This window comes from Pseudomonas sp. PDM01, from assembly GCF_014852325.1.
In the GTDB taxonomy this organism is placed as follows: domain Bacteria; phylum Pseudomonadota; class Gammaproteobacteria; order Pseudomonadales; family Pseudomonadaceae; genus Aquipseudomonas; species Aquipseudomonas migulae.
This window is the reverse complement of the sequence record NZ_JACVBK010000003.1, coordinates 258,369-282,846: the sequence shown is the minus strand read 5'-3', so window position 1 is coordinate 282,846 and position 24,478 is coordinate 258,369. Positions and strand designations below refer to the sequence as shown.

General features: G+C 57.8%; 15 protein-coding genes. 8 read left to right on the top strand and 7 right to left on the bottom strand.

All coding sequences use genetic code 11. From position 1 onward, the window contains the following. Window positions 1-93: 93 nt before the first annotated feature. A complete protein-coding gene (putA, locus tag IB246_RS09160; protein ID WP_008025099.1) occupies window positions 94-4,047 on the bottom strand; it encodes a trifunctional transcriptional regulator/proline dehydrogenase/L-glutamate gamma-semialdehyde dehydrogenase in 3,954 nt (1,317 codons plus the stop codon). A gap of 463 nt (window positions 4,048-4,510) precedes the next feature. Between putA and putP the strand changes: the two genes are divergently transcribed. From putP to IB246_RS09125, 7 genes are all read left to right on the top strand, one after another. After that, window positions 4,511-5,995, top strand: coding sequence for a sodium/proline symporter PutP (gene putP, locus IB246_RS09155; protein ID WP_008042044.1), 1,485 nt, complete (start codon window positions 4,511-4,513; stop codon window positions 5,993-5,995). Window positions 5,996-6,372: 377 nt separating this feature from the next. Next, window positions 6,373-8,289, top strand: coding sequence for a type VI secretion system tip protein VgrG (locus IB246_RS09150; RefSeq protein ID WP_008042045.1), 1,917 nt, complete (start codon window positions 6,373-6,375; stop codon window positions 8,287-8,289). After that, window positions 8,279-9,016: a DUF4123 domain-containing protein gene (locus tag IB246_RS09145; RefSeq protein WP_008042046.1), complete on the top strand. Its 738-nt coding sequence runs from the start codon at window positions 8,279-8,281 to the stop codon at window positions 9,014-9,016. Before IB246_RS09150 ends, IB246_RS09145 begins: the two co-directional genes overlap by 11 nt. Continuing rightward, window positions 9,016-13,797: an RHS repeat-associated core domain-containing protein gene (locus IB246_RS09140; protein ID WP_008042047.1), complete on the top strand. Its 4,782-nt coding sequence runs from the start codon at window positions 9,016-9,018 to the stop codon at window positions 13,795-13,797. Before IB246_RS09145 ends, IB246_RS09140 begins: the two co-directional genes overlap by 1 nt. Beyond that, on the top strand, window positions 13,797-14,156 hold the full coding sequence (locus IB246_RS09135) for a hypothetical protein (RefSeq protein WP_008042048.1): 360 nt from the start codon (window positions 13,797-13,799) through the stop codon (window positions 14,154-14,156). The genes IB246_RS09140 and IB246_RS09135 overlap by 1 nt, the downstream gene beginning before the upstream one ends. 148 nt (window positions 14,157-14,304) lie before the next feature. Further along, window positions 14,305-14,715 carry a hypothetical protein gene (locus IB246_RS09130; protein WP_032832685.1) on the top strand — a complete coding sequence of 137 codons (411 nt, stop codon included), beginning with the start codon at window positions 14,305-14,307 and terminating at the stop codon, window positions 14,713-14,715. Between the two features lie 491 nt (window positions 14,716-15,206). Next, window positions 15,207-15,524, top strand: coding sequence for a hypothetical protein (locus IB246_RS09125; protein ID WP_008042049.1), 318 nt, complete (start codon window positions 15,207-15,209; stop codon window positions 15,522-15,524). Window positions 15,525-15,591: 67 nt separating this feature from the next. Here IB246_RS09125 and IB246_RS09120 read toward each other — a convergent pair whose 3' ends face one another. Genes IB246_RS09120 through IB246_RS09110 form a run of 3 tightly spaced genes read right to left on the bottom strand, consistent with a single transcriptional unit; the run spans window position 15,592 to window position 17,161 of the window. Next, window positions 15,592-16,008, bottom strand: a complete 417-nt coding sequence (locus IB246_RS09120) for a hypothetical protein (protein WP_008042050.1) — start codon at window positions 16,006-16,008, stop codon at window positions 15,592-15,594. Then, a complete protein-coding gene (locus IB246_RS09115) occupies window positions 16,005-16,577 on the bottom strand; it encodes a type VI secretion system amidase effector protein Tae4 (RefSeq protein WP_008042051.1) in 573 nt (190 codons plus the stop codon). The genes IB246_RS09120 and IB246_RS09115 overlap by 4 nt, the downstream gene beginning before the upstream one ends. Beyond that, window positions 16,577-17,161, bottom strand: coding sequence for a PAAR domain-containing protein (locus IB246_RS09110; protein ID WP_008042052.1), 585 nt, complete (start codon window positions 17,159-17,161; stop codon window positions 16,577-16,579). Before IB246_RS09110 ends, IB246_RS09115 begins: the two co-directional genes overlap by 1 nt. Window positions 17,162-17,412: 251 nt before the next feature. Here IB246_RS09110 and IB246_RS09105 point away from each other — a divergent pair, with 251 nt between their 5' ends. Next, entirely contained in the window at window positions 17,413-18,249 is an 837-nt protein-coding gene (locus tag IB246_RS09105; protein ID WP_008025084.1) for a 23S rRNA (adenine(2030)-N(6))-methyltransferase RlmJ, read from the top strand. 396 nt (window positions 18,250-18,645) lie between these two features. Here the strand turns inward: IB246_RS09105 and msrA are convergent, their stop codons facing one another. The 3 genes from msrA to IB246_RS09090 form a co-directional block, all read right to left on the bottom strand. Then, a complete protein-coding gene (gene msrA / locus IB246_RS09100) occupies window positions 18,646-19,293 on the bottom strand; it encodes a peptide-methionine (S)-S-oxide reductase MsrA (RefSeq protein ID WP_008040336.1) in 648 nt (215 codons plus the stop codon). Between the two features lie 198 nt (window positions 19,294-19,491). After that, on the bottom strand, window positions 19,492-22,185 hold the full coding sequence (locus IB246_RS09095; RefSeq protein WP_008040338.1) for a GGDEF and EAL domain-containing protein: 2,694 nt from the start codon (window positions 22,183-22,185) through the stop codon (window positions 19,492-19,494). A gap of 666 nt (window positions 22,186-22,851) precedes the next feature. Continuing rightward, window positions 22,852-24,246, bottom strand: a complete 1,395-nt coding sequence (locus IB246_RS09090; RefSeq protein ID WP_008040340.1) for an alkaline phosphatase D family protein — start codon at window positions 24,244-24,246, stop codon at window positions 22,852-22,854. Between the last annotated feature and the right edge of the window lie 232 nt (window positions 24,247-24,478).

The following is a 24,478-nucleotide window of genomic DNA, read 5'->3' as shown; positions in this document are numbered from 1 at the left end:
GTGTCGGATGACACACCGCTATCGCGAGCAGGCTCGCTCCCACAAGGGGTATTGCGTACCGGGCGGCTATTGCGGCAGCCCGGCTTATCGGTTTTAGCCGATGGTCATCAAGCTCGCATTACCACCCGCCGCAGCGGTGTTAACGCTCAACGCTCGCTCGATCACCAGGCGCTCCAACGCAATGTTGGTCTCGCCCAGCGACAACCCGTGAACCCCGACAATCGCCCCGGCACGCTTGGCCACTTGCTGGCACACCGCACGCAATTGATCGGAATGGCCGTGATGCAGAACCGCATCAAACACCACTTCGTCCTTGTTCCAGTCGGCAACCAGCTTGATGCGCGCCTGAACTTCCTTCGGCAGGCGTGCGAACAAGGCTTTGGTCAGGTCAGCTTCCGGCCATACCGCTGAGCCACCGACGGCCAATACCGCCGCCAGTTGCGTCAGCAAATCGCCTTCAGCTTCGGCCAGGGACAGCACGTGCTCACGCGGCAGGATCGCGTAGCTGTTGCGCTCGCCGGTCGGGCCTGCCAGAACACGGGTGATGCCGCTTTGCGATTGCGCCGCGAACTGCACGCACAAGGCGCTCAGGTCGGCAAACTTGTTGCTGTCGGCCCAGGTTTGCAGGGCGGTCAGCGGTTTGCTCATGGCATCGCGCAGACGAACATCCGGTGCAGTGGCGGCGTCGCCACGAGCGAAGGATTGTTCGATTGCATCGGCAGGACGCGTCGACAGCAGGCGGTACAGGTACAACGGACCACCGGCTTTCGGGCCGGTGCCCGACAGGCCTTCGCCACCGAACGGTTGCACGCCAACCACAGCACCAACGATGTTGCGGTTCACATAGACGTTACCGGCATTGACGTTGTCGATCACCTTGGCGATGGTCTCGTCGATGCGCGTATGCACGCCCAGCGTCAGGCCGTAGCCGGAAGCGTTGATCTGGCCGATCAACTGGTCGATGTCTTTGCGCTTGTAGCGCACCACGTGCAGCACCGGGCCGAAGATCTCGCGTTGCAGCTCATCGAAGCTTTCCAGCTCGATCAGCGTCGGCATCACGAAGGTGCCGCGTTTGACTTCTTCGCTGTTGGCGATGGCCACCTGGTACACGTTGCGACCTTTGTCGCGCATGGCCTGGATGTGCTTCTCGATGCCCGCCTTGGCTTCGGCGTCGATCACCGGGCCGATGTCCACGGACAGGCGCTCAGGGTTGCCGAGACGGCATTCAGCCATGGCGCCCTTGAGCATTTCGATGACACGGTCAGCAGAATCTTCCTGCAAGCAAAGTACACGCAGAGCCGAGCAACGTTGACCGGCGCTGTCGAAGGCCGACGACACCACGTCGATCACGACTTGTTCGGTCAGTGCCGAGGAGTCGACGATCATCGCGTTCTGGCCGCCAGTCTCGGCGATCAGCGGAATCGGACGGCCCTGTGCATCCAGGCGACCGGCGACGTTGCGTTGCAGCAAACGAGCGACTTCGGTGGAGCCGGTGAACATCACGCCTTTGACCCGATCGTCACCGACCAGACGGGCACCCACGGTTTCGCCACGGCCCGGCAGCAGTTGCAGCACGCCTTCCGGAATCCCGGCTTCGAGCATCAGGCGCACGGCCTGGGCGGCGACCAGTGGGGTTTGTTCCGCAGGCTTGGCCAGTACCGGGTTACCGGCGGCCAATGCAGCGGCAACCTGACCGCTGAAGATTGCCAGCGGGAAGTTCCACGGGCTGATGCACACCACCGGGCCCAATGGGCGGTGGGCGTCGTTGGTGAAATCGTTGCGAGCCTGCACCGCGTAATAACGCAGGAAGTCCACGGCCTCACGCACTTCGGCGATGGCGTTGGCGAAGGTCTTGCCGGCTTCGCGAGCCAACAGGCCCATCAGCGGCTGGATCTCGCCTTCCATCAAATCGGCGGCACGTTCCAGAATCGCAGCACGTTCGGCCGGCGGGGTGGCCTGCCAGATCGGTGCAGCGTTCAGGGCGCACTGGATCGCGTTGTCGACGTCTTCGACATTCGCTTCCTGTACGTGACCGACCACGTCACGCAAATCGGACGGGTTCAGAACAGGCGCAGGGGTTTCGGTGCTGGAGACGCAACCGAGCATCGGCGCGGCTTTCCAGTGGTTGTGAGCAGTGGCCAGCAGAGCGCACGACAGCGAAGCCAGGCGATGTTCGTTGGCCATGTCGATGCCGCTGGAGTTGGCGCGCTCGGCACCATAAAGATCGCGCGGCAGCGGGATACGCGGGTGCGGCAGGCCGAAGCCGCCTTCCAGCGTCGCCATCTGCTCGATGCTGGCCACTGGATCGGCCACCAGCTCCTGAATCGAAATGGACTGGTCGGCGATACGGTTCACGAACGAGGTGTTCGCGCCGTTTTCCAGCAGGCGACGTACCAGGTACGCCAGCAGGGTTTCGTGAGTCCCGACTGGTGCGTACACGCGGCACGGACGGTTCAGTTTGCCTTCGGAAACTTTACCTACAACCTGTTCGTACAGCGGTTCGCCCATGCCGTGCAGGCACTGGAACTCGTACTGGCCCGGGTAATAGTTCTGACCGGCGATGTGGTAAATGGCCGACAGAGTGTGGGCGTTGTGTGTGGCGAATTGCGGGTAGATGACTTCCGGCACCGACAACAATTTGCGGGCGCAAGCGATGTAGGAAACGTCGGTGTACACCTTGCGGGTGTAGACCGGATAGCCTTCCAGGCCTTCGACCTGGGCGCGCTTGATTTCGCTGTCCCAGTACGCGCCTTTCACCAGGCGGATCATCAGGCGATGACGGCTGCGGCGAGCCAGGTCGATCACGTAATCGATCACGTACGGGCAACGCTTCTGATACGCCTGGATCACGAAACCGATGCCGTTCCAGCCGGTCAGTTGCGGCTCGAAGCACAGGCGCTCAAGCAGATCCAGCGACAGCTCAAGGCGGTCGGCTTCTTCGGCGTCGATGTTCAGGCCGATGTCGTATTGCTTGGCCAGCAGGGTCAGCGACAACAGGCGCGGGTACAACTCGTCCATCACACGCTCGTACTGCGCACGGCTGTAACGCGGGTGCAGTGCCGACAGCTTGATGGAAATGCCCGGGCCTTCATAAATCCCACGACCGTGGGACGCTTTGCCGATCGAGTGGATGGCTTGTTCGTACGACGCGAGGTACTTCTGCGCGTCGTGCTCCGTGAGGGCTGCTTCACCGAGCATGTCGTAGGAATAACGGAAACCCTTGGCTTCGAACTTGCTCGCGTTGGCCAGGGCTTCGGCGATGGTTTCGCCGGTGACGAACTGCTCGCCCATCAGGCGCATGGCCATGTCGACGCCCTTGCGGATCATCGGCTCGCCGCTCTTGCCGATGATGCGGCTCAGGGACGAAGTCAAACCCGCTTCATTATGGGTGGCGACCAGTTTGCCGGTCAGCAGCAAGCCCCAGGTTGCGGCGTTGACGAACAGCGACGGGCTGTTGCCCAAGTGTGGCTGCCAGTTACCGGTGCTGATTTTGTCGCGGATCAGTGCGTCACGAGTGCCCTTGTCCGGGATGCGCAACAGCGCTTCGGCCAGGCACATCAGTGCCACGCCTTCCTGGGACGACAGGGAAAATTCCTGCAACAGGCCCTGAACAATTCCGGCACGGCCACCGGCGCTCTTCTGATTGCGCAGTTTCTCGGCAATCGAGGCAGCGAGCTTGTTGGTGGCGTCAGCCATGGCAACCGGCAGGCGCGCCTGTTCGATCAGCATCGGCACCACTTCCGGCTCAGGACGACGGTAAGCAGCGGTAATGGCGGCGCGCAACACCGATTGCGGCAAGATGCTTTCGGCGAACTCAAGGAAGCACTGGTGCGCGTGGTCGACATGGACGTCGCCACTGTCGTCAGCTTCTTTGGCCGTCAGGCCGTTGAGCTCGGTCAGGGTTGCACCACCCTCGAGTTTTTCCAGGTAATTGAAAATTGCCTGCTTGATCAGCCAGTGCGGCGTGCGATCAATCGAAGTCGCGGCGGCCTTGAGGCGCTCGCGGGTCGGGTCGTCAAGTTTGACCCCAAGGGTGGTGGTAGCCATATTTTTATCCTCATGTTTGCCACGACCGCGTGGCATCAGCTGGCGGCAAGATTAGCTGCGCGCTCTCTGAGGTGCAACCGGGTGCAACCCTTTTTTTGTCGGAATAATAGGCAGCTCGTCAGGAATTAAATTCCGGTACGAACGTACCGCTCCTGCTTGGTGCTTTTGCTTCTAGTAAACGCTCATGACTGCTCTAAAAGGGAGCAAAAACAGAGCTTTTCAAGCTAAATCCGACTAGGTGCAACTTATTCTCAAAAAATGGGTTGCACCTTATTTGCGTTGTTGAATAGGATTCGCGCCCAAGGTGCAACCGGTTAAAAAGACAGGTGCACCGGCTGATGGCTTTCCTGGGGAAACATCAGTCCTAAATGCGCGGACCCGCAAATCGTTTGATCAAACATTGTCGTTTGTCGGCGTTTTCACACTCTGCCGCTACATAAAAACAAAGCCAGGGCATCACTTAATGAGCGTTAGCAATCCAACCCTGATCACGTTCGTGATCTACATCGCAGCAATGGTGCTGATCGGCTTCATGGCCTATCGCTCCACCAACAACCTTTCTGACTACATTCTGGGCGGTCGCAGCCTGGGCAGCGTCGTGACTGCATTGTCCGCTGGCGCCTCCGACATGAGCGGCTGGTTGTTGATGGGTCTGCCGGGCGCCATCTACATGTCCGGTCTGTCCGAAAGCTGGATCGCCATCGGTCTGATCGTCGGTGCTTACCTGAACTGGCTGTTCGTCGCCGGCCGTCTGCGCGTGCAGACCGAGCACAACGGCGATGCGCTGACGCTGCCGGACTACTTCTCCAGCCGTTTCGAAGACAAAAGCGGCCTGCTGCGGATCATCTCGGCGGTTGTGATCCTGGTGTTCTTCACCATCTACTGCGCGTCCGGCATCGTCGCTGGCGCCCGTCTGTTCGAAAGCACCTTCGGCATGTCCTACGAGACCGCGCTGTGGGCCGGTGCTGCGGCGACGATTGCCTACACCTTCGTCGGTGGTTTCCTGGCAGTCAGCTGGACTGACACCGTACAAGCCACGCTGATGATCTTCGCCCTGATCCTCACGCCGATCATCGTGTTGCTGGCGACCGGCGGCGTCGATACCGCGTTCCTGGCCATCGAAGCGCAAGATCCAGCCAACTTCGACATGCTGAAAAACACCACCTTCATCGGCATCATCTCGCTGATGGGCTGGGGCCTGGGCTACTTCGGCCAACCGCACATCCTGGCGCGTTTCATGGCGGCGGATTCGGTCAAGTCGATCGCCAATGCCCGTCGCATTTCCATGACCTGGATGATCCTGTGCCTGGGCGGCACCGTGGCTGTAGGCTTTTTCGGTATTGCCTACTTCTCGGCCAACCCTGCCGTGGCGATGCCCGTCAGCGAAAACCACGAGCGCGTGTTCATCGAACTGGCCAAAATCCTGTTCAACCCATGGATCGCCGGTATTTTGCTGTCGGCCATTCTGGCTGCGGTGATGAGTACCCTGAGCTGCCAGTTGCTGGTGTGCTCGAGCGCCCTGACCGAAGACTTCTACAAAACCTTCCTGCGTAAATCGGCTTCCCAGGTGGAACTGGTCTGGGTCGGCCGCGCCATGGTGCTGCTGGTTGCCCTGATCGCCATCGCATTGGCCGCCAACCCGGAAAACCGTGTGCTGGGTCTGGTCAGCTACGCTTGGGCCGGTTTCGGTGCTGCGTTCGGTCCAGTGGTCCTGATCTCCGTGATCTGGAAAGACATGACCCGTAACGGCGCACTGGCTGGCATCCTGGTCGGCGCGATCACCGTGATCGTGTGGAAACACTTCGAACTGCTGGGCCTGTACGAAATCATCCCTGGTTTCATCTTCGCCAGCCTGGCGATCTACATCGTCAGCAAACTGGGCGCGCCGACTCACGGCATGCTGCAGCGTTTCGCTGCTGCCGAGGCTGATTTCCGCCTGAACAAGTGATCGGGATGAGCTGAGGCTCAACCCTTTCGCCGAACATGAAAACGGCCCGCTTCCTTTGGAGGTGGGCCGTTTTTATTGGGCGGGGAAAAGTTTGGTGTTGCCGATGCCGCCTTCGCGGGCAAGCCTCGCTCCTACAGGATTGCATTGATTCAAAACTAATGGGCGCAACCAAAAAACCGTAGGAGCGAGGCTTGCCCGCGAAGGCGTAATTTGATTCAACCCCGACCTTCCTAAGGGAATGTCTGTAGTTCGCTGTCCTGATTTATGAAGGAAAATTCTCTAAAAAAGCACGACAAATCTGAGTTTCCTGTCCCTTCGTCAACACCCCTTGCCGCTCATGCAGAATCGCCCGCCTTCACTCTGCAGAGACACATCGGATGTTCGCTCTTGCTAATCAACCGCGTTTCACGCTGACCGTCGACGGTGACCAGCATGACCTCAAGGTGCTTGAGTTCACCGGCAAGGAAGCCATCAGCCAGCCTTACCGCTTTGATCTGGAACTGGTCAGTGAACGGCCGGACATCGAGCTCGAAAGCCTTCTGCATCGTCAGGCATTTCTGAGTTTCGATACACACGGCAGCGGTATACACGGTCAGATTTTTCGGGTTGGCCAGGGCGATTCCGGTAAGCGTCTGACGCGCTATCAAGTCAGCCTGCTCCCGCGTTTGACCTACCTCGACCAGCGCATCAATCAGCGGATTTTCCAGCACAAAAGCGTGCCGGTGATCATTGCGCAAATCCTTGAGGATCATGGCATCCAGCGCGATGCGTTCGCCTTTCAGCTCGGCAGCGATTACCCCGATCGCGAGTACTGCGTGCAATACGCGGAAAGCGATCTGGCGTTCATCCAGCGGTTGTGCGCCGAGATCGGCATTCACTACCACTTTCAGCACAGCCCTGACGGGCATTTGCTGGTGTTTGGTGATGACCAGACGGTTTTCCCCCTGATCGACAAACCGACACTTTTCTCGCCTGACACGGGAATGGCGGCCGACGCGCCTGCGATCAATCGCTTCAACGTGCGGCTGGAAACCCGCACCACTTCGGTAGCCCGTCGCGACTACGACTTCCATAAACCCGGGCTGCAACTTGAAAGCCGAAGCGACAACGGGCAACTGCCGACGCTTGAGGATTATCACTTTCCTGGCCAGTTCACGGATCGCGAATCTGGCAGGGCGCTGGCTCAACGAACACTGGAGCGCCACAACGCGGACTACCGTCAGGCTGAAGGTCGCAGCGATGAGCCCGCTTTGGTGGCAGGCCACTTCCTGGCGTTGTCGGAACATCCACGCCAGGCCTGGAATGACCTGTGGCTGATCACCAAAATCGAACACCATGGCCGTCAGCCGCAAGTGCTCGAAGAGTCAGTCAGCAGCGACGGGGCGGATGATTTCCAGGGCTATCGCAATACCTTTCTGGCGACGCCGTGGGATGTTTCGTTTCGCCCACCCCTGATCGGGAAACCCTCTTTCACCGGTTATCAGACCGCCGTAGTCACTGGCCCGACCGACAGTGAAATCCACTGCGACGAGTACGGCCGCGTCAAGGTTCAGCTCGCCTGGGATCGTGACGCAAAGCGCAATGAACATTCCAGTTGCTGGTTGCGCGTCGCCACCGGCTGGGCGCATGACGGCTACGGCGTCGCACTGATTCCTCGGGTCGGCATGGAAGTGTTGGTGGGGTTCCTCGATGCCGACGTCGATAAACCGATGGTCATGGGCTGCGTACCCAATGGCGCCAACTCGATATCGCTGAATCTGCCCGCCGACAAAACCCGCAGCATTTTCCGCAGCCAAAGTAGTCCCGGTGGCGGTGGTTACAGCGAATTACGCATCGAGGATCGCAAAGGCGCCGAGGAAATCTACCTGCGGGCCCAGCGAAACTGGACTCAACACGTGTTGAACGACCTGCACGTCCAGGTCGGAAATCAGCGCAGTGCGGTGATTGGTGCCAACGATAACCTGCACGTTCACGGTGACCGCTCCATCACCGTCAGCAACCAGACCCTCAAGGCGAGCGGGCAATTTCACGCCAGCGCCGGCCAGCAAATTGTCATCGATGGCGGCGCAAGCGCGACCATCCAGGCGGGTGGCCACTGGATCAACATCGGCCCCGCCGGGATCTTCAGCAGCGTTCCGATTGAACTGGGCGGTGCACCGATGCCGGCCATGGACGCCGCGACCACTCAACGAACACTTCTGGCACTCAGCACAGCACAGATTCTGACCCTGAAAAGCGACGCCCCATTCTGCGAAGAATGTGAACGCTGCAAGGGTGGTGTCTGTGCAGCCTGAGTGCTTGTCACCCCTCACTTGGCTGGAGCGCCAACCACTCGAGCCTTCCGAGCAGTTGTTCGCAGTGTTCGGCAATGCCAGTTCCGCTGAGCCGTTCAACGCCTGGCAGAGATCAAGTCCGTTGCATGCTCCGAGCCCGATCTGGGCGGACACCCCTTACGCCGAGTGGGAACCGGTCATGCCCTATGTCGGAATCGTCGCTGCTGACAGTGAGTTTCTGGACTGGGTCGCCACTACCGAGTCTCGCGATTGGGGCTGGCTGGCGGTTTCTTCTTCGCCTCAAGACGTGTTGATCGAACATCTGCGCAGCCTCACGCAAGTGTTTTTGCCCAATGGCAACGCGGTGTTTTTCCGCTTTTGGGATGGGCATTACTTGCTGCCGATTCTTCAGTCTGCGGATGTCGAAGTTGCTCAACTGCTGCCGGTCGTGGGGCGGTGCCTGATCAATGGTCAACCGCTCGACATCGGTGGAACTGCACTGAAAACCGCCAGGGTTTTTCCATGGTGGGAAATCTCCAAAACGCTGTTGAAGCAACTCTGTGAACACTCAAACACCACTCGGCTGAACAACTTGCTCACGTGGCTGAGCGAGGACCGTCCTGATCTTTTCGAGGCGTTTTCCGAAAGCGTTTTGCGGCACAAAGTCGCGATCTTTCTGGCAGAGCCGGGCCTACCGCCAGCCCCGAAATCAGCCTTGGTGGATTACCTGTCGATGGAGCTGGACTGATGGATCAGATCGTACGGATCGAGCAGGAGCTCGAAGGTTTCAAGGACACGCTGAGTGTGTATCGCCAGCAACTCAAGGGCTTTTTAAGTCGCAATGCCGACAAGGTCAGCCGGGCAATGGACCTGCCCTCGCTGATGGACATGGACCGGCAGATCAAACTGGGCAATGTCACTACGTCGGTGAGCCGCAGTGATGACGACTTTTTCTCCAGTGTTGCGCAGTGTCCGCTAAACGGAATTCTGCAAATCGAGAGCAAGTTCGAATCGGTTTATGACGTTCCGCTGGGGAACATTGATGTTGATGTGATTGCCGTTGATGGCGGCGAAAAAAACACCGTCACGCTCGATGAAAACGGCAAGGGACAATTCAGGGGCATTGCCGGGAAGTTCTACCGCGTGCATGTCCACAGCGCGGTGACTTCGGATCAGGTTGATGAGCTTTTCAAGTCTTACGACGGCCTGACCGGACAGCTGGAAGACTGGCTGCGCACTGAGTGGCAAGGCTTCAAACCGCAGTGGTCGCAGTCAGCGTTTGCCGCTGCGGGTAATGGCCTGCTGGCGGGAAGTTGGGCGGCGGTCATTGGTGTGTGGGACAGCATCAGCCTGCTCTCGGACATTCTCCAGGATCCCGGCAAGTTCGTTGAGCGGTTGGGTAGCAGTGCGGATGAACTGGCCACGCTCGCCAAAACCGCTCCGGACGTCATGGCCAAGGTCCAACTGCTGGCCAGTGACGAAGCGGCGCTGTGTTTGCTGTTGCGAACCGCCAGCCTCTGGCTGGAGATGCTGCCGCCCAGCGAGATCGCTGGAAAAACCGCCGAAGCACTGTCGACGGTGGTGGTTCAGTTGCTCATCGACATTCTAATTGGCGTGGTCCTGACCTTCGCCGGTGCGGGGGCGGGCATCGCCTACCTGGGTATGCGTCTCGCCAGCTACGGCGCCCATATCGTCAGCGCCGTGCAGGGTTTCGTCAAAGCGATTTTCACCCTCATCAACAACTTCATGACCTACGTCGACCAGTACAAAAAGGTCGCCGCACGGGGCGTGGCAGCGGGTGTGAAAAAAGGCGGATTGCACCTGCGTTGGGACGCCAGACGCAATACCACGCTCAAGCAAAACGAACACCACGACGACGCTTCGAAGCAGGCCACAAATCCCAACGGCGACAGCGCCGATGCGGCCGATAAAACCGCGACCAACAAATGCCCTGTGTCGATGGTCACCGGTGAAGAACTGCTGACCCTCACCGACGGTTCATTGAATGGAATCCTGCCGTTCGACTTCACGCGCCTCTATCGCACCAGCGCCGTCGAGATTGATTGCGGCCTCGGTTTCGGCTGGAGTCACAGCCTTGCGCACCGACTGGAAATCGATGGCGATGGCGTCGTCTGGATCGACCACGAAAACCGTCGCACCACCTTTCCGCTGCCTGGCAATGAGCGTCCGGCGATCCACAACAGCCTCTCGCGTGCAGCGATTTACCTGGGCGATGCCCCGGAAGAACTGATCCTCGCCCAGGCCGGCGACGACACGCGTTTCTATCATTTCATCAACGGTCGATTGGCTGCGATCAGCGACGGTTACGACAACCGGTTGCGCATCACTCACGACCGCCGCGACCGTATCCAGCGCCTCGACAACGGCGCCGGCCGCGCCTTGCTGTTGCGCTACGACCAGCACCATTTGATTGCCGTCGACTACCAGCGTTTTGTCCCGGCAGACACGTCGGACGAAGCCTGGATAACCGAACAGACACTGGTCAGTTACCGCTACGACGAGCGCGCGCGACTGATCGAAGCGACCAACGCCGCCGGGGAAAGCGAGCGCTACGACTACGACGACCAGCACGTCATCCAGCAGCGGCAACTGGCCGGTGGGGCGAGTTTCTTCTGGGAGTGGGAAAGGTCTGGCAAGGCTGTGCGATGCGTCCGGCATTGGGCGTCGTTTGCGCAGATGGAAGCGCGCTATGTCTGGGATGACGAGGGCAGTGTCACCGTCCACAACATCGACGGCAGCGAAGAGGTTTACCAGCATGACGACCGGGCGCGACTGGTGCGCAAGGTCGAGCTGGATGGCGGCGAACACCTCAAAGCCTACGACGATAAAGGTCGATTGATTGCCGAACAGGATCCGCTCGGCGCCGTTACCGAGTACCACTACGACGAAGTCGGACGCTTGGTGGCGCTGATTCCGCCGGAAGACGAGCCCACGTCCTACGAGTATCGCAACGGTTTCCTGCATGCCCGGTATCGCGGCAAAGCGGTCTGGAAATATCAGCGCAACGCTCAGGGCGACATCACCGAAGCGACCGACCCCGACGGCCATGTCACCCATTATCACTACGATGAAAAAGGCCAGTTGCTGTCGATCCGTTACCCGGATAGCAGTCGCCATCTCTTCGTCCGCAATGCTTTAGGGCAACTGGTTGAAGAAACTTTGCCGGACGGTGGGTTGCGGCGGTTTTCCTACGACGCGCTGGGTCGACGGATTACCGATCAGGATGAACACGGAGCACTCACCCGATACGAGTGGGACGCCGTTGGACGACTGGTTCAGACGACACTTCCTACGGGGGCCACGCGCGCCTTCAGCTACAACACCTACGGAAAAATCACCGCCGAACGCGACGAGCTTGGCCTCGTTACCCGCTACGAATACGTCGATGGTTTGCATCTGGTCAGCCGCCGGATCAATCCCGACGGCACGCAGCTCAGCTATCGCTACGACAACGCGCAGCTGCTGCTCACAGAAATCGAAAACGAGTCCGGCGAACAATATCGCCTGGACTACACGCCCGGTGGATTGATCCGACAGGAAACCGGGTTCGATGGCCAGCGCACGGCGTACACCTACGACCTCAATGGAAACCTGCTGGAAAAAACCGAGTTCGGCGACGACGGCTCGCAGCGGGTTACCGCTTATGAGCGAGATTCGGCAGGGCGGCTGCTGGTCAAAACGCTGCCCGACGACATCAAGGTCAAATACCGCTACGACGACCTCGGCCGACTGATCAGCGTCGACGACGGTCACGATCATCCACTGGAATTCGAGTACGACCGACAAGACCGTTTGATCACCGAGCACCAAGGCTGGGGCACCTTGCGCTACGGATACGACGCCTGTGGCCAACTCAACCGCATGCGCCTGCCGGACGGCAGCAAGCTCGATTACCACCACGCCAAGGGTGGCGCGCTGACCGCCATCGACCTCAACGGCGCGCCGCTCACCACCCACCAATTCACGTTTGGCCGCGAACAACAGCGCCAACAAGGCCAGCTCACCAGCCGCTACCACTACGACGAACAGGGCCGCCTGCAAGCGCACGCGATCAATCAACAAACCCGGCCGCTGTACCTGCGCCACTACACCTACGCGGTCAACGGCAACCTGGCGACCGTCGCCGACAGCCGCCACGGCCAGCGCAGTTATTACTACGACGCCCTCAACCGCCTGACCCGCGTGCGCCACACCCGCGACGACCCACCGGAAAGCTTCGCCCACGACCCGGCCGGCAACCTGCTGATGCAAAACCGCCCCGGTGTGGCTGCCGTAAAAGGCAATCGCCTGCTCATGCAAGGCGACCGCCATTACGACTACGACGCCTTCGGCAACCTCATCCGCGAACGTCGCGGCACCGGGCAAAAACTCGTCACCGAATATGCCTACGACTGCCAGCATCGCTTGGTTAGCGTCACGACCCCGGACGGACGTTGCGCGAGTTACCGCTACGACGCCTTCGGCCGACGCATCGCTAAAACCGTCGACGGTAAAACCACCGAGTTCTTCTGGCAGGGCGACAACCTCGTCGCTGAAAGCAGTCGCGAACACTACCGCAGCTATGTTTACGAACCGGGCACCTTCCGCCCATTGGCCATGCTCGACGGCAAAGGCCCGCGCAAGGCTTGCCCGTTTTACTACCAACTCGATCACCTTGGTACTCCGCAGGAACTGACCGATTTTGGTGGCGAGATTGTCTGGTCGGCGAAGTACAACGCCTACGGAAAAGTCACGCGGTTGGCGTTTGGTGGGGGCGAGCAACTTGAGCAGCCGCTGCGGTTTCAAGGGCAGTACTTCGATGCCGAGAGCGGCCTGCATTACAACCGGCATCGGTACTATGATCCGGAGGTAGGGCGGTACCTGACGCCGGATCCGGTCAAGTTGGCGGGTGGGCTGAACGGGTATCGGTACGCGCTGAATCCGACGGGGTGGGTTGATCCGTTGGGGTTGAGCGGGAATTGCCCGCTGTCGGGTAAGCCTGGATGTGGGGCGCCGGATGATACGTCTGGCGCTAAGGTTGATGAGGGTGAGCCGCCGCTGCCGAAAATGACGGCTGATCAGCGTCGGGCAAGGATTGATGAGTTGGCGGAGGCGAATGTATATAGGCGTCTGAAGGAAATGGAGGAGTCGATTGAAGGTGCTCACTTTCTGCAGAAACATGGCGCGCAAACCACCCTGCAATCCCAGCGCTTGCGAGTGGAGGAAGGCAGGAATCCCACGACGGGAGAAATAGATAGGTATGAGAGAGGAAGACGAAGAGGTGAGCCGGTCATACCCTCCGCTGCAACACATTTCCTGAGTCATCGTGATCAATTCAACGCAATACAACGTGCGCAGTTAATTTTTAGGCAGAGCGGCATAGATGCTTCGCGAGAACCAATTGAAATGGGTAGAAAAATAGGTGAAGGATTTAAAAGAGATGGGTTGGAGTATGGTGAGCAGACTAGAGCGGTCGTCATACTGGATGGAAATGGTGACGCTAAAACTTCATTCACGGATTTTGACTGATGAATAGGCCTTATTCGCTGTGGAGTATACGTGGTCTGCTTTTTGTATTTGATATTGAAAATACGCGTGATTTGGAGCGGGAGGAAATTATTGTTTCGAAAAATGTAAATGATAACATTGAACTTGCCGAGCTTTTTGATGTGTTGCTACAGCCGGAATTTTTTATATATAGTGAGAAAGAACGTAGATTATTGATAGAAGCCTTGTCTTATTTTTTAGAGAGGGGGGAGAGTTTTGACGAGATATTTTTAAAAATGGATACGTATTTTGATGATGAAGTTAGAGATCAGAGGCAGTTTATGACGGTTCTCCTTAATTGTTTGGAACGGTATCAGAGTCAAGGAAATGACAGTCAATGATTCCTACGAAATAGCAAGGTGGAGCGAGCATGGGTGGGCGGAAAGCAAAGGACGTGGATATATTTTTCTGCTAACTTAAGAGTTATGGTTCTCATTAATAGTGGGGCAAAATTATTCCGTCCCCTTTTAGCCAGTTAAGTGAGGGGACATGTTTGTTGATCCTGGTACTGGGCAGCCATACATTCCGACGCCTTCATATTTTTTGGGGTGTTTCGATATTTATGATCGGGAAGAAACGCTTGGAGAGGAGCTGGAGAAATTTAATCCGAATGATCCGTCGGATAGGGAGAAATTAATACTCAGGTACTGTCTAGTTAGAAATCGCTCCTATCGACATCGCTTTTTACTTTATAAGTGCTTAGAAAAGGCGCTTGATGATAAGTGGTACGATTTCCAGTCGCTTTTTAAATATGATCCACAGGCATACTCCTCATTCCCCTATGGGTGGGGTGAAATGGAAAATACGAGAGTTTTCTTTGAAGATATTTATCGATTGGCAACTGTGGAATGGAAAGAAGACCTCCAAAAGGCCAGTCTTGAAGATGCATCCACTTGGTGACAACAGTTATCTATTTGGCAGAAAGATTTTATGAGCGCTTCGCGCTCAATTCGCGGGCAAGCTTGCTCCTACAGGATTGGAGGCGTTCCTGATTTTTGCGGCCCGCCTCAATCCTGTAGGAGCGAGGCTTGCCCGCGAAGGCGGTCTTACAGGCTGCGAAATTTCTGGGCAAGGTCGTCGGAAGTTTCCTTCAAGTTGTAGCGGTTTGCATGAACTGGTGGGAAGTGCGTTCCATCGATAGTCTCTGGTGGTCACTGAAAATTCAGTGGCAGGGTGTAGGAACCCTTCAAGACTAGAGAGGACGCTTTGGCGTCGATACCTGTATTTGCGGCCGGCAACGTGCGTCCGTAAGATCAGTTACGGCGGCTCTGCGCGGGCATGCTTCGGCGTGGTCGAGTTCTCTGGTCTCGATATTCCTACCCCGCGTATAGCTGCCACCCAAGCCTGTAGGAAGGCCGATGGTAGCTTCCCTTCTTACCAGAGGTTTAAAAATGACTAATCTTCACCCCGATCCACCCTACGAAAAACCAACTCCTCCACCCAAAAGCCGTTTCATGGCTCTGACCAGTAACTGCGACGACATGCCCACCTTGTTCGTCGATACCCTCGCACCACTCGACGTTTTATACGACGCCGCCAGCTATCGAATCCGCGCTGTCACCCAAGTGCTCGAAAACCTGTCGATGCGTGGTTCTATCGAGTGCCAGTCCTTCATCCTCAGTGACTTTGCCCTGCTCTGCGCCATTCCGTTGCGGGACGGGTGTGATGTGCTGGACGTGTTGGGGCGGCGGTTGAAGGCGCTGTCGTAGCATCGGTAAAGGGGGGATCCTTCCGGCTTAATTGTGGGAAGGATCGTCCGGATGATTTTTTGATGACCTACTTTGGCAGGTACTGATCCTGAGATTTGACGAATGCGTTGAATTCCACGGAGTTGTAAACCTCTAGACAACCATAAAAAACCATTTTTTTATCGGAGTGCTTGCTGACGGATGAGGTCCTTGCGTAGGCATTACGCATGTATTTCTCGGTTTCTGCGTAGGGGTCATGCGTGACCTCGAGGGTGTCCTCGTTTTGAACGATCAGATGCTGACCTTTTCCCATCGACGAGTAGGCGCCAATCGCGAGTCCTATATCAGATTTGATTTCTGACTCGTCCTTGAATTGGCCGGAAATACAGTTGGCCAACCCATAATTTTTAAGCGTTTCTCGAGCCTTATCGATACTGATTTCAGCAGATATGGCTCGCCCTGAAACCAATAGTAGTGCCAGCACAATTAACTGCGAGCGTGTCATCCTTTCAACTCCCAAAAGTTTATTTTTTCCAGCTTTACCCTCGGATTGTCATAGGTGTGGCTGTCTTGCCTATGGTAGTCACTGTCGTCACCGGTCACGCTCCCGTTCCAAAGGGTAGCGTGGCCTGATGCGTCGCTCCATCCGGTGATCTCCATGACAATGACGCCTTTTTTGCCATTTATAAAATTTGAATTACTTTGCGTCAAAATATGGTCGGGTTCGCCCCAGTTATGTCTAAGAAAAGCGAGGAAATCGACCACCTTCATGATGTAGGGGAGTTGGTCCGCTCCACTCAATCGATAGATGGGCTGGTTTTTTATGATCGTGCCTTTGGGGATTTTGTATCCGCCATAGTTAAAGGCTCTGCTTATCCTCAAGGCGCAGGCATTCGCATAAGCATCAGGCTTTTCCACTCTTGCCGCTTCGACTCCGCCGCCGACAAGTCCATAAACCTCCAGTGAGCCTTTATGACCCACTTCTGCATATGCGTTCCATAAAGTGCTGAAACGAGGCCGTTTAACCGAAATGTTGGAAGACACCCCGCCGGAACTGATGACAACTTGAGCCATTATGCTTCCCCTTCCATGTCAATAATTTCGCTTCCAAATGCGTTTGGAATGATGGCTATGCCTTTGGCTCCGACTATCCCGGTCAACGCTTTTTCGGTGGGGCCGCTAATGTTGACGGTAACCGTCTCGCCGGGAAAATAACCCGAGGTTTTTACATGAATATTCAAGTCGGTGTAAAACCGGGAAACTGACTCAACAGGCACCTGCGCATCGCCATAGGACAAGGAAATATCAGTGATGGTCTTGGGACGATTGAGCGCGGCAGTGATGCCTGAAAAATCTGCTTTGTTGTGTTCGGCTCCTCCATATACAGATGACTGAGCGAACATCACCTTGTTGGATTGTGGAGGGCAGCCGCAGGCAACGTAATCACCTTCCAGGGCAACCAATCCGGCCGGTAACGTAATGGTTCTGGGCCCGACCGCGACGATAGGGCCTTTTCCTTTGCTGCAGGCTGGGCAACTTGCCAAGTGTCCAATGGACGAGGTGCTTACGGCGCTATCGATGTTGATACCGACATTCCCTTCCAGTACCGAGCCGCCGGTTGAGGTGGGCGCACCGATACCAATCATTTTCCGTCCCATGTAAATCTCCATTTTAGGGGTATCAGGCCGGTCCGATCTTCGCATTCATGTGTAAGCGCCACGATGGCAGGTCTTCGGCAATATGTGACTTGATGTTGCTCGCCACATGAGCAAGATCAAAAAATCGCAGCCGTCGGCGGTTTCGACGGGGGGACGTGGTTGCGATTGAAGGAGCGAATGCCCGCTCAGCCGCGAAGCCCTGACGTTCGCCTCGGTACAAGGTAAACTTCCCGGCCTTCGCAGGAGCAATCATGAATTATCGTCACGCCTTCCATGCCGGCAATCACGCCGATGTGTTCAAACACCTGACCTTGACCCGCCTCATCGCCCTGATGTCGCGCAAGGAGCAGCCGTTTGCCTATCTCGACACTCACGCCGGCATTGGTCTGTATGACCTGCAAGGCGATCAGGCGAGCCGTACCGGTGAGTACCTGGAAGGCATTGCGCGGTTGTGGGATCAGCCGGATCTGCCGGAACTGACCGCCGATTACATGAAGGTGCTGCACGACATGAACCCGGATGGCCAGTTGCGCTATTACCCGGGGTCGCCAGAGCTGGCGCGCCGTCTGACGCGGCCGCAGGATCGGGTGATGCTCAACGAGAAGCACCCCGAAGACGGTGTGTTGCTCAAGGACAACATGGCCGGCGACCGTCGGGTGAAGGTGCACTTGGGCGAAGGCTGGCATGTGCCGCGTGCAATGTTGCCGGTGCAGGAGAAGCGGGCGGTGATGTTGATTGATCCGCCGTTTGAACAGCTCGATGAGATGCAGCGTTGTGCGGCGTCGCTGAAAGAAGCGATTGGCCGGATGCGTCAAACCGTGGCGGCGATCTGGTACCCGGTGAAGGACCAGCGCATGTTGCGTCGTTTTTATCAGGATCTGGCCGGCACGGGCGCGCCGAAGTTGTTGCGGGTGGAGTTGCTGGTGCATCCGCTGGACACGCCGAACAGTCTGAACGGTTCCGGGTTGGCGATCGCGAACCCGCCGTGGGGGCTGGAAGAGGAATTGCGTGAGCTGCTGCCGTGGTTGTCCAAGAAGTTGGGACAAACCCAGGGTGGGTGGCAGATGGATTGGTTGATCGCCGAATAACCACGGCAAACGAAAAACCCTGTAGGAGCCGGCAAGCCGGCTCCTACAATTGGATCTGTGTCAGATTGGATTGAGCGGGAACGCCAATCAGTTGTGTGCCGAGCTCAATATTGTGTCTGACACGAAACCTGTAGGAGCCGGCTTGCCGGCGATGGCGGCCGAGAGATCTTCGCTGGATTTTCCGCCGTCATCGCCAGCAAGCCGGCTCCTACAATTGGATCTGCGTCGGATCGGATTGGGTGGGTGATGCCAATCAGTTGAGTGCCGAGCGCAATCTCGTGACTGACACACAACCTGTAGGAGCCGGCTTGCTGGCGATGGCGGCCGAGAGATCAACGCTAGATTTCCCGCTGCCATCGCCAGCAAGCTGGCTCCTACAATTGACTCTGCGTCAGGTCAGATTGGGCAGGTGACGCCGGTGCCGCCAATCCCGCAGTAGCCTTCAGGGTTCTTGGCCAGGTACTGCTGGTGATAGGCCTCGGCGAAGTAGAACGTCGGCGCTTCTTCGATTTCGGTGGTGATGGTGCCTTTACCCGCCTTGGTCAGTTCGGCCTGGAACACTTTTTCGCTGTTCTTGGCCGCTTCCAGTTGCGTCGGGTTGGTGGCGTAGACCACCGAGCGGTACTGAGTGCCGATGTCATTGCCCTGGCGCATACCCTGAGTCGGGTTGTGCAGTTCCCAGAACATTTTCAGCAGTTCTTCATAGCTGACTTTCGCCGGCTCGTAGACCACCAGTACCACTTCGCTGTGGCCGGTCAGGCCCGAGCAGACTTCTTCATACGTCGGGTTCGGCGTGAAGCCACCGGCGTAACCCACCGCCGTACTCACCACGCCTTCGCGCTGCCAGAACTTGCGCTCAGCACCCCAGAAGCAACCCAGGCCGAAGATCGCAAAATCCACGTCCATCGCGAACGGGCCCAGCAGCGGGGCGTCGTGGACGAAGTGTTTTTCCGGCACGGTCATCGGGGATTCGCGGCCAGGCAGAGCTTGTTCTTTAGTAGGGAGCACGTTTTTGTTCACCAGAATTTCCGAGCGCAGAACCATGATCAGTCCTCTCAGTCAGGTTGAAATGTAGGTAGTCAGACCGCCAGTTTGCCCAATGCTGCCTGGTAACGCACTACCCAATGTAGGAGTGAGCCTGCTCGCGAAGAGGTCGGCAAATCCAACATCTACGTTGGATGACACACCGCCATCGCCGGCAAGCCGGTCTCGCTCCTACAGGGGGGGATTGCGGTGGGGCAGTCAGGCGAGTGGGCCGCGCGGGTAGCGCTTGAGCTTTTCGATCAGCTCGGAGCCCGGAATCGGTCGGTCGAACAGGTAGCCCTGGCCGACGTCGCAGCGGTGGCGGCGCAGGAAAGCCAGCTGTTCGGCCGTCTCGATGCCTTCAGCCACGACCTTGAGTTTCAGGTTGTGGGCCATGGCGATCACCGCGGAGGTGATTTCCATGTCGTCCTGGTTGTCCGGGATTTCGTGAATGAAGCTTCGATCAATCTTAATGATGTCGATGGGGAATTTTTTCAAGTAACTCAGCGACGAGTAACCGGTGCCGAAGTCGTCCATGGCCAGGGTCAGGCCCAGGCGCTTGAGCTGGTCGAGCTGCAAGTGGGTGTCTTCGGTGGCTTCCAGCAGCAGGCCTTCGGTCAGTTCCAGCTCCAGCAGGCTCGGCGGCAGCGCTTCTTCCTTGAGGATGTTGGCAATCGAGGACACCAGGTCCGGGTCGGAGAACTGCTTGGGCGACAGGTTGATCGCCACTTGCAGATTGCCCAGGCCGGCGGCCGTCAGGTCTTTGCTCATGCGGCAGGCCTGGCGGGCGATCCATTTACCGATCGGGATGATCAACCCGGTTTCTTCGGCGACGCTGATGAACTGGTCCGGGCGGATCATGCCTTTTTCCGGATGGTTCCAGCGCAGCAACGCTTCCATGCCCAGCAGGCGACCGCTGCGCAGGCACAGTTTCGGCTGGTAGAACACGTCCAGCTCGTTCTGCGTCAGGGCGCGGCGCAGGTTGTTCTCGACGAACAGTTTGTAACTGGCCTCGGCGTTCAGCGCTTCGGTGAACACCTGAACCTGATGCTTGCCGTTGGCCTTGGCCTTGTGCAGCGCGAGCCCGGCGTTACGCATCAGGGTTTGCGGGTCACGGCCGTGCAGCGGCGCGCAGGCCAGGCCCACGGAGCCGGTGACGCTGATCAGCTGGTTGTCGACGAACATCGGTTTGTCGAGGGTCGCCAGCAGTTGGTTGGCGACTTGCTGGCCCATCGCGAGGTCGGTGTTGTCCAGCAGCACGGCGAATTCGTTACTGGCGAAGCGCGCCAGGCTGCCGCTCGGGATCAGGCTGTTGCGCAGGCGTCGGGCCAGGCTGATCAGCAGTTTGTCGCCGGTCTGGTGGCCGAGGCTGTCGTTGATTCGCTTGAAGTTGTCGATGTCCACCAGCAGCAGACTGATCGGGGTATCGCTGTCTCGGGCGAAGCGCTCATCGAGATTACGGATGAACGCCGGGCGGTTACCGAGGTTGGTCAGGTTGTCGGTGTAGGCCAGGCGCTCGATGCGCTGCTGGGCGAGTTTGGTCTGGGTGATGTCTTCGTAGATGCCGATGTAATGCGTCAGCTCGCGGTTGTCGCCGTACACCTTGGAAATCGACAGCTGGCCCCAGTAGGGTTCGAGGTTTTTGCGGCGGCTCTTGAATTCACCCTGCCAACTGTTGCTCTTGGCCAGCGCCGAGGGCGCGTCGAACAGCAGTTCACTGAGGTTTTCCAGGGCCGGCAGTTCCGACAGTCGCTGGCCGTGGACTTCTTCGGTGGAGTACTGGGTGATCGCGGTGAAACTCGGGTTGACGTATTCCACCACGCCGTCGCAATTGACCAGCAAAAAGGCGTTGGCACTTTGCTCGACCGCACGCTGGAAAAGGTGCAGGGCGCTGGTGGCGGTGCGACGGTTGTGGTTGTTGATGACCTGGGCGAACTGGTCGGCCAGCTCGCCGGCGAAGGCGATTTCGTCGGACTGCCAGGCGCGGGTCGCACCGGTCTGCTCCAGACAGAGCACGCCGACCACTTGGCCATCGACACGAATGCTGGCGTCGAGCATCGCGTTCACATCACGCGGGCGCAGGCTTTCGGCCATTTCCCGGGTGCGCGGATCGCGAATCGCATTGTGGGCATCGATTGCACGGCTGCCGTGCAGCGCGTCCATGTAATCGGGGAAGCCGCTGATGTCGATCGGCTCCGGTAGGGCGTATTCCTGGGTGGCGCGGTGATACGCCGAGATCGGCACCAACATCGAACCGTCGAGGTTCCACAGGCTGGCGCAGTCGATTTCGTAGATGTCACAGGCGCTGCGGGTGATCAGCTCGGCGGCTTCTTGCAGGGAGTTGCCGGTGCTGTAGCGCTGGCGGGTCAGCAGCAGGATCAAGTCTTGCTGGGCGCGCACGCGGTCCAGGTGCAGGAGCTGCTCCTGTTGGGCGCGCTGATTGAGTTCCAGGGCGATCTGCAAGCGCGAGTTCTGGGTTTCGAGGTCCAGCGCCGGCAGCAGCGGATCGCCTTGGAACATGCCATCGACCACCAGCAGGTAGCCGCGCAGCAGGTGTCGATTGTGTTGTTTGTAGGCTTCGCCCAGTTCCAGCAGGCTCAGGGTGCCTGCGGCGGTGTGCAAGGTGTAGCGGATCAGGTAATGCGGGCTATCGGTGAGTTGTTGCTGGACCGCGTCATGCAGCTGATAGCGCGCTTCGGGCTCCATCAGGCTGGCATAGGGCGAACCGACCAGCGCACAGAGTTCCACCGCGGGCAGGCCGAACTGTCGCTCGCAATTGGGATCGAGAAACAGCAGCGCCCAGCTGGGTTCATTCAGCCGTTCGAAACGCAGCATGCCGAGCCGCGAGGGCACCGGCAACTGCGTCACTACCTCGGCCACCATACGGCTGGCGGCATCGGGTTGGCTTTTCATGGAGGGTAACTCGCTTCGAATGTGCTGATCGCGCTGGGCTCTCGCCCTCTTTACTGTTGCCTGCGGCAAGGTTGCATCATTGCGACACCGACTGACAAGAGACATGAAGGCCAAGTGCTATAAGAATATGTCGGCCGGCGTGAACATTTCTTCAGTAATGGCTGAAAACTAACGTATTTCGCTGGAAAAAGCGTTACGGCTGATCGCCAGCAAGCTGGCTCCTACAGGGGGAGGTGGGGTAATTCTCGATCTGCGGGGCGACACCGAACCTGTAGGAGCCTGGCTTGCCAGCGATGGCGGCCTGAAGGGCGGCGCAGAGTTTGAGACCGCTATCGCCAGCAAGCCGGCTCCTACAGGGGGGGGCGGTGGGGTAATTCTCGATCTGTGGAGCGACACCGAACCTGTAGGAGCCTGGCTTGCCAGCGATGGCGGCCTGAAGGGCGGCGCAGAGTTTGAGACCGCTATCGCCAGCAAGCCGGCTCCTACAGGGGGTTTGCGTGATTTCTCGATCTGCGGGGCGACACCGGACCTGAAGGAGCCTGGCTTGCCAGCGATGGCGGCCTGAAGGGCGGCGCAGAGTTTGAGGCCGCCATCGCCAGCAAGCTGGCTCCTACAGGGGGTCGCGTAATTTCTGTAGGAGCCGGCTTGCTGGTGATGTTTTCGGCATCACCGCAACGTAATGCTCGTCGACTGTAAAAGTTTGCCGTCGCGGTCGTGATAACTGACGCGGATCTGTTCTGGCTCAACGATCAGGTGCGCGAAATTGTCCTGGCTGATGACTTGGCTGGTCAGTTCATGCCGATAATCTCCGGCGGCAGTCCGCACCAATGGCTGATCAAGGATGAAGGTGGAGGCCTTGGCGTAGGGCAGCAATTTGCTGTTGCACAGCGGCGAGGAGACGATGGTGTGCACCTCGAAGTCCGGGTCTTCGCTGTGGGTCAACCGACTGGTCAGGGAGCCGTGCACATCACCGGACACGAAGAACACGTTCTTGATGCGGCGTGTACGAATAGTCTCCAGCAACCGTAGTCGTTGCTCCGGAAAGGCTTTCCAGGCGTCATCGCCCAGGCGTTTTCGGTCGGGGTAGAACATCACGCTGGTGACCACGAATTTGACCCGTGCCGGGCTGTGGATCAGCCATTCGCACAGGGCCTGCTCCTGCTCTTCGTCGAGAATGCGCCGGTCGCCGGCCGACAGGTTGCGTCGGGTCCGGCTGTCAGTGACAAACCATTCGATATCCCCGTTGGTGAATTGATACCAATAGCGCTCCAAGTGCTGACGGATGTTTCCATCTTCAAGCAACTCATGGGCCGGGCTATGGCTGGCTTGATATAACTCATAAGCGGCGATGGCATTGTTGTAGAGAAGGTCATCGTTTTTGTTTTTATTGGCGGGCCAGTTGTCTTCGATTTCATGGTCGTCGAGGATCATGTAAGTCGGCGTGCCAGACATTAACTTTGAAATGTGCGGCTGGGAAAAAGCCATGCGGTACTTGCTGAGTATTTCCTTGAATTCCCGATCAGGGGCGATGATGTTCAAGTCGTCGATATAGACTTGGTCGCCGGTCATCAACAGGGCGCTGATGGGCGTTTCGGCGCGCTGCGCCAGGTTCGTGATGGAGGCAAAGATCCGGTCGCCCAGGTGCGGGAACGAAGGTGCGCCGACCGTCATCCGCAGGTAACGGCATGACCCGACGATGTAAGCCCGTGGCGCTGCGGGATTGCCGGACTGGGTGCTGAAACGGTAGACGTGCCTGGGCCATTGCAGCGGCAGTTCCTGAACCGTCTCCACGGTGTGCACGGGGCTCATGGGGCTGAACCAGCCTGCCTGGTATTCGTACTCGGTATCGGTGGCGAGATCGTTGAGGGCAAAGACGTCGCACATGTCTCGCGTGCTTGTCAGCTGTTTGAATATTGCTTTGGACCACGGCGTATCACCGCTGCGTCGATAACGAATTCCACCAAACACCAAAGTGTCTTCTTGTAACTCGCCACGTAAAAAGATACGGGCGTGTTGAGTTGTAGTGTGGCCAATAATCGGGCCGACTGTAGGTTTAAACATATTCGAATCCATTCGAAGGGGTATTAACTAAATAAGTAAGCCGACTAAACCTTTAGTTAGTCATTTGTATAACCAAGCCTAGTGGGAGGCCGGCAAAAAATATCGTGCCGAAGTGGATTCGAGTTGTGGGCTAACTCAACCACTAACGTAGGAAAGTGACTTTCTTCAAGTCAAAAAAAGCCCCGCCAAATTGGCGGGGTTGAGGTACGAGCGTGGCGCTCGGAAAACGTGA

Excerpts from the sequence above, each read along its gene's own strand:
- putA (WP_008025099.1), bottom strand. The coding sequence starts at position 4,047 with ATGGCTACCACCACCCTTGGGGTCAAACTTGACGACCCGACCCGCGAG.
- putP (WP_008042044.1), top strand. The coding sequence starts at position 4,511 with ATGAGCGTTAGCAATCCAACCCTGATCACGTTCGTGATCTACATCGCA.
- IB246_RS09150 (WP_008042045.1), top strand. The coding sequence starts at position 6,373 with ATGTTCGCTCTTGCTAATCAACCGCGTTTCACGCTGACCGTCGACGGT.
- IB246_RS09140 (WP_008042047.1), top strand. The coding sequence starts at position 9,016 with ATGGATCAGATCGTACGGATCGAGCAGGAGCTCGAAGGTTTCAAGGAC.
- IB246_RS09135 (WP_008042048.1), top strand. The coding sequence starts at position 13,797 with ATGAATAGGCCTTATTCGCTGTGGAGTATACGTGGTCTGCTTTTTGTA.
- IB246_RS09130 (WP_032832685.1), top strand. The coding sequence starts at position 14,305 with ATGTTTGTTGATCCTGGTACTGGGCAGCCATACATTCCGACGCCTTCA.
- IB246_RS09125 (WP_008042049.1), top strand. The coding sequence starts at position 15,207 with ATGACTAATCTTCACCCCGATCCACCCTACGAAAAACCAACTCCTCCA.
- IB246_RS09120 (WP_008042050.1), bottom strand. The coding sequence starts at position 16,008 with ATGACACGCTCGCAGTTAATTGTGCTGGCACTACTATTGGTTTCAGGG.
- IB246_RS09115 (WP_008042051.1), bottom strand. The coding sequence starts at position 16,577 with ATGGCTCAAGTTGTCATCAGTTCCGGCGGGGTGTCTTCCAACATTTCG.
- IB246_RS09110 (WP_008042052.1), bottom strand. The coding sequence starts at position 17,161 with ATGGGACGGAAAATGATTGGTATCGGTGCGCCCACCTCAACCGGCGGC.
- IB246_RS09105 (WP_008025084.1), top strand. The coding sequence starts at position 17,413 with ATGAATTATCGTCACGCCTTCCATGCCGGCAATCACGCCGATGTGTTC.
- msrA (WP_008040336.1), bottom strand. The coding sequence starts at position 19,293 with ATGGTTCTGCGCTCGGAAATTCTGGTGAACAAAAACGTGCTCCCTACT.
- IB246_RS09095 (WP_008040338.1), bottom strand. The coding sequence starts at position 22,185 with ATGAAAAGCCAACCCGATGCCGCCAGCCGTATGGTGGCCGAGGTAGTG.
- IB246_RS09090 (WP_008040340.1), bottom strand. The coding sequence starts at position 24,246 with ATGTTTAAACCTACAGTCGGCCCGATTATTGGCCACACTACAACTCAA.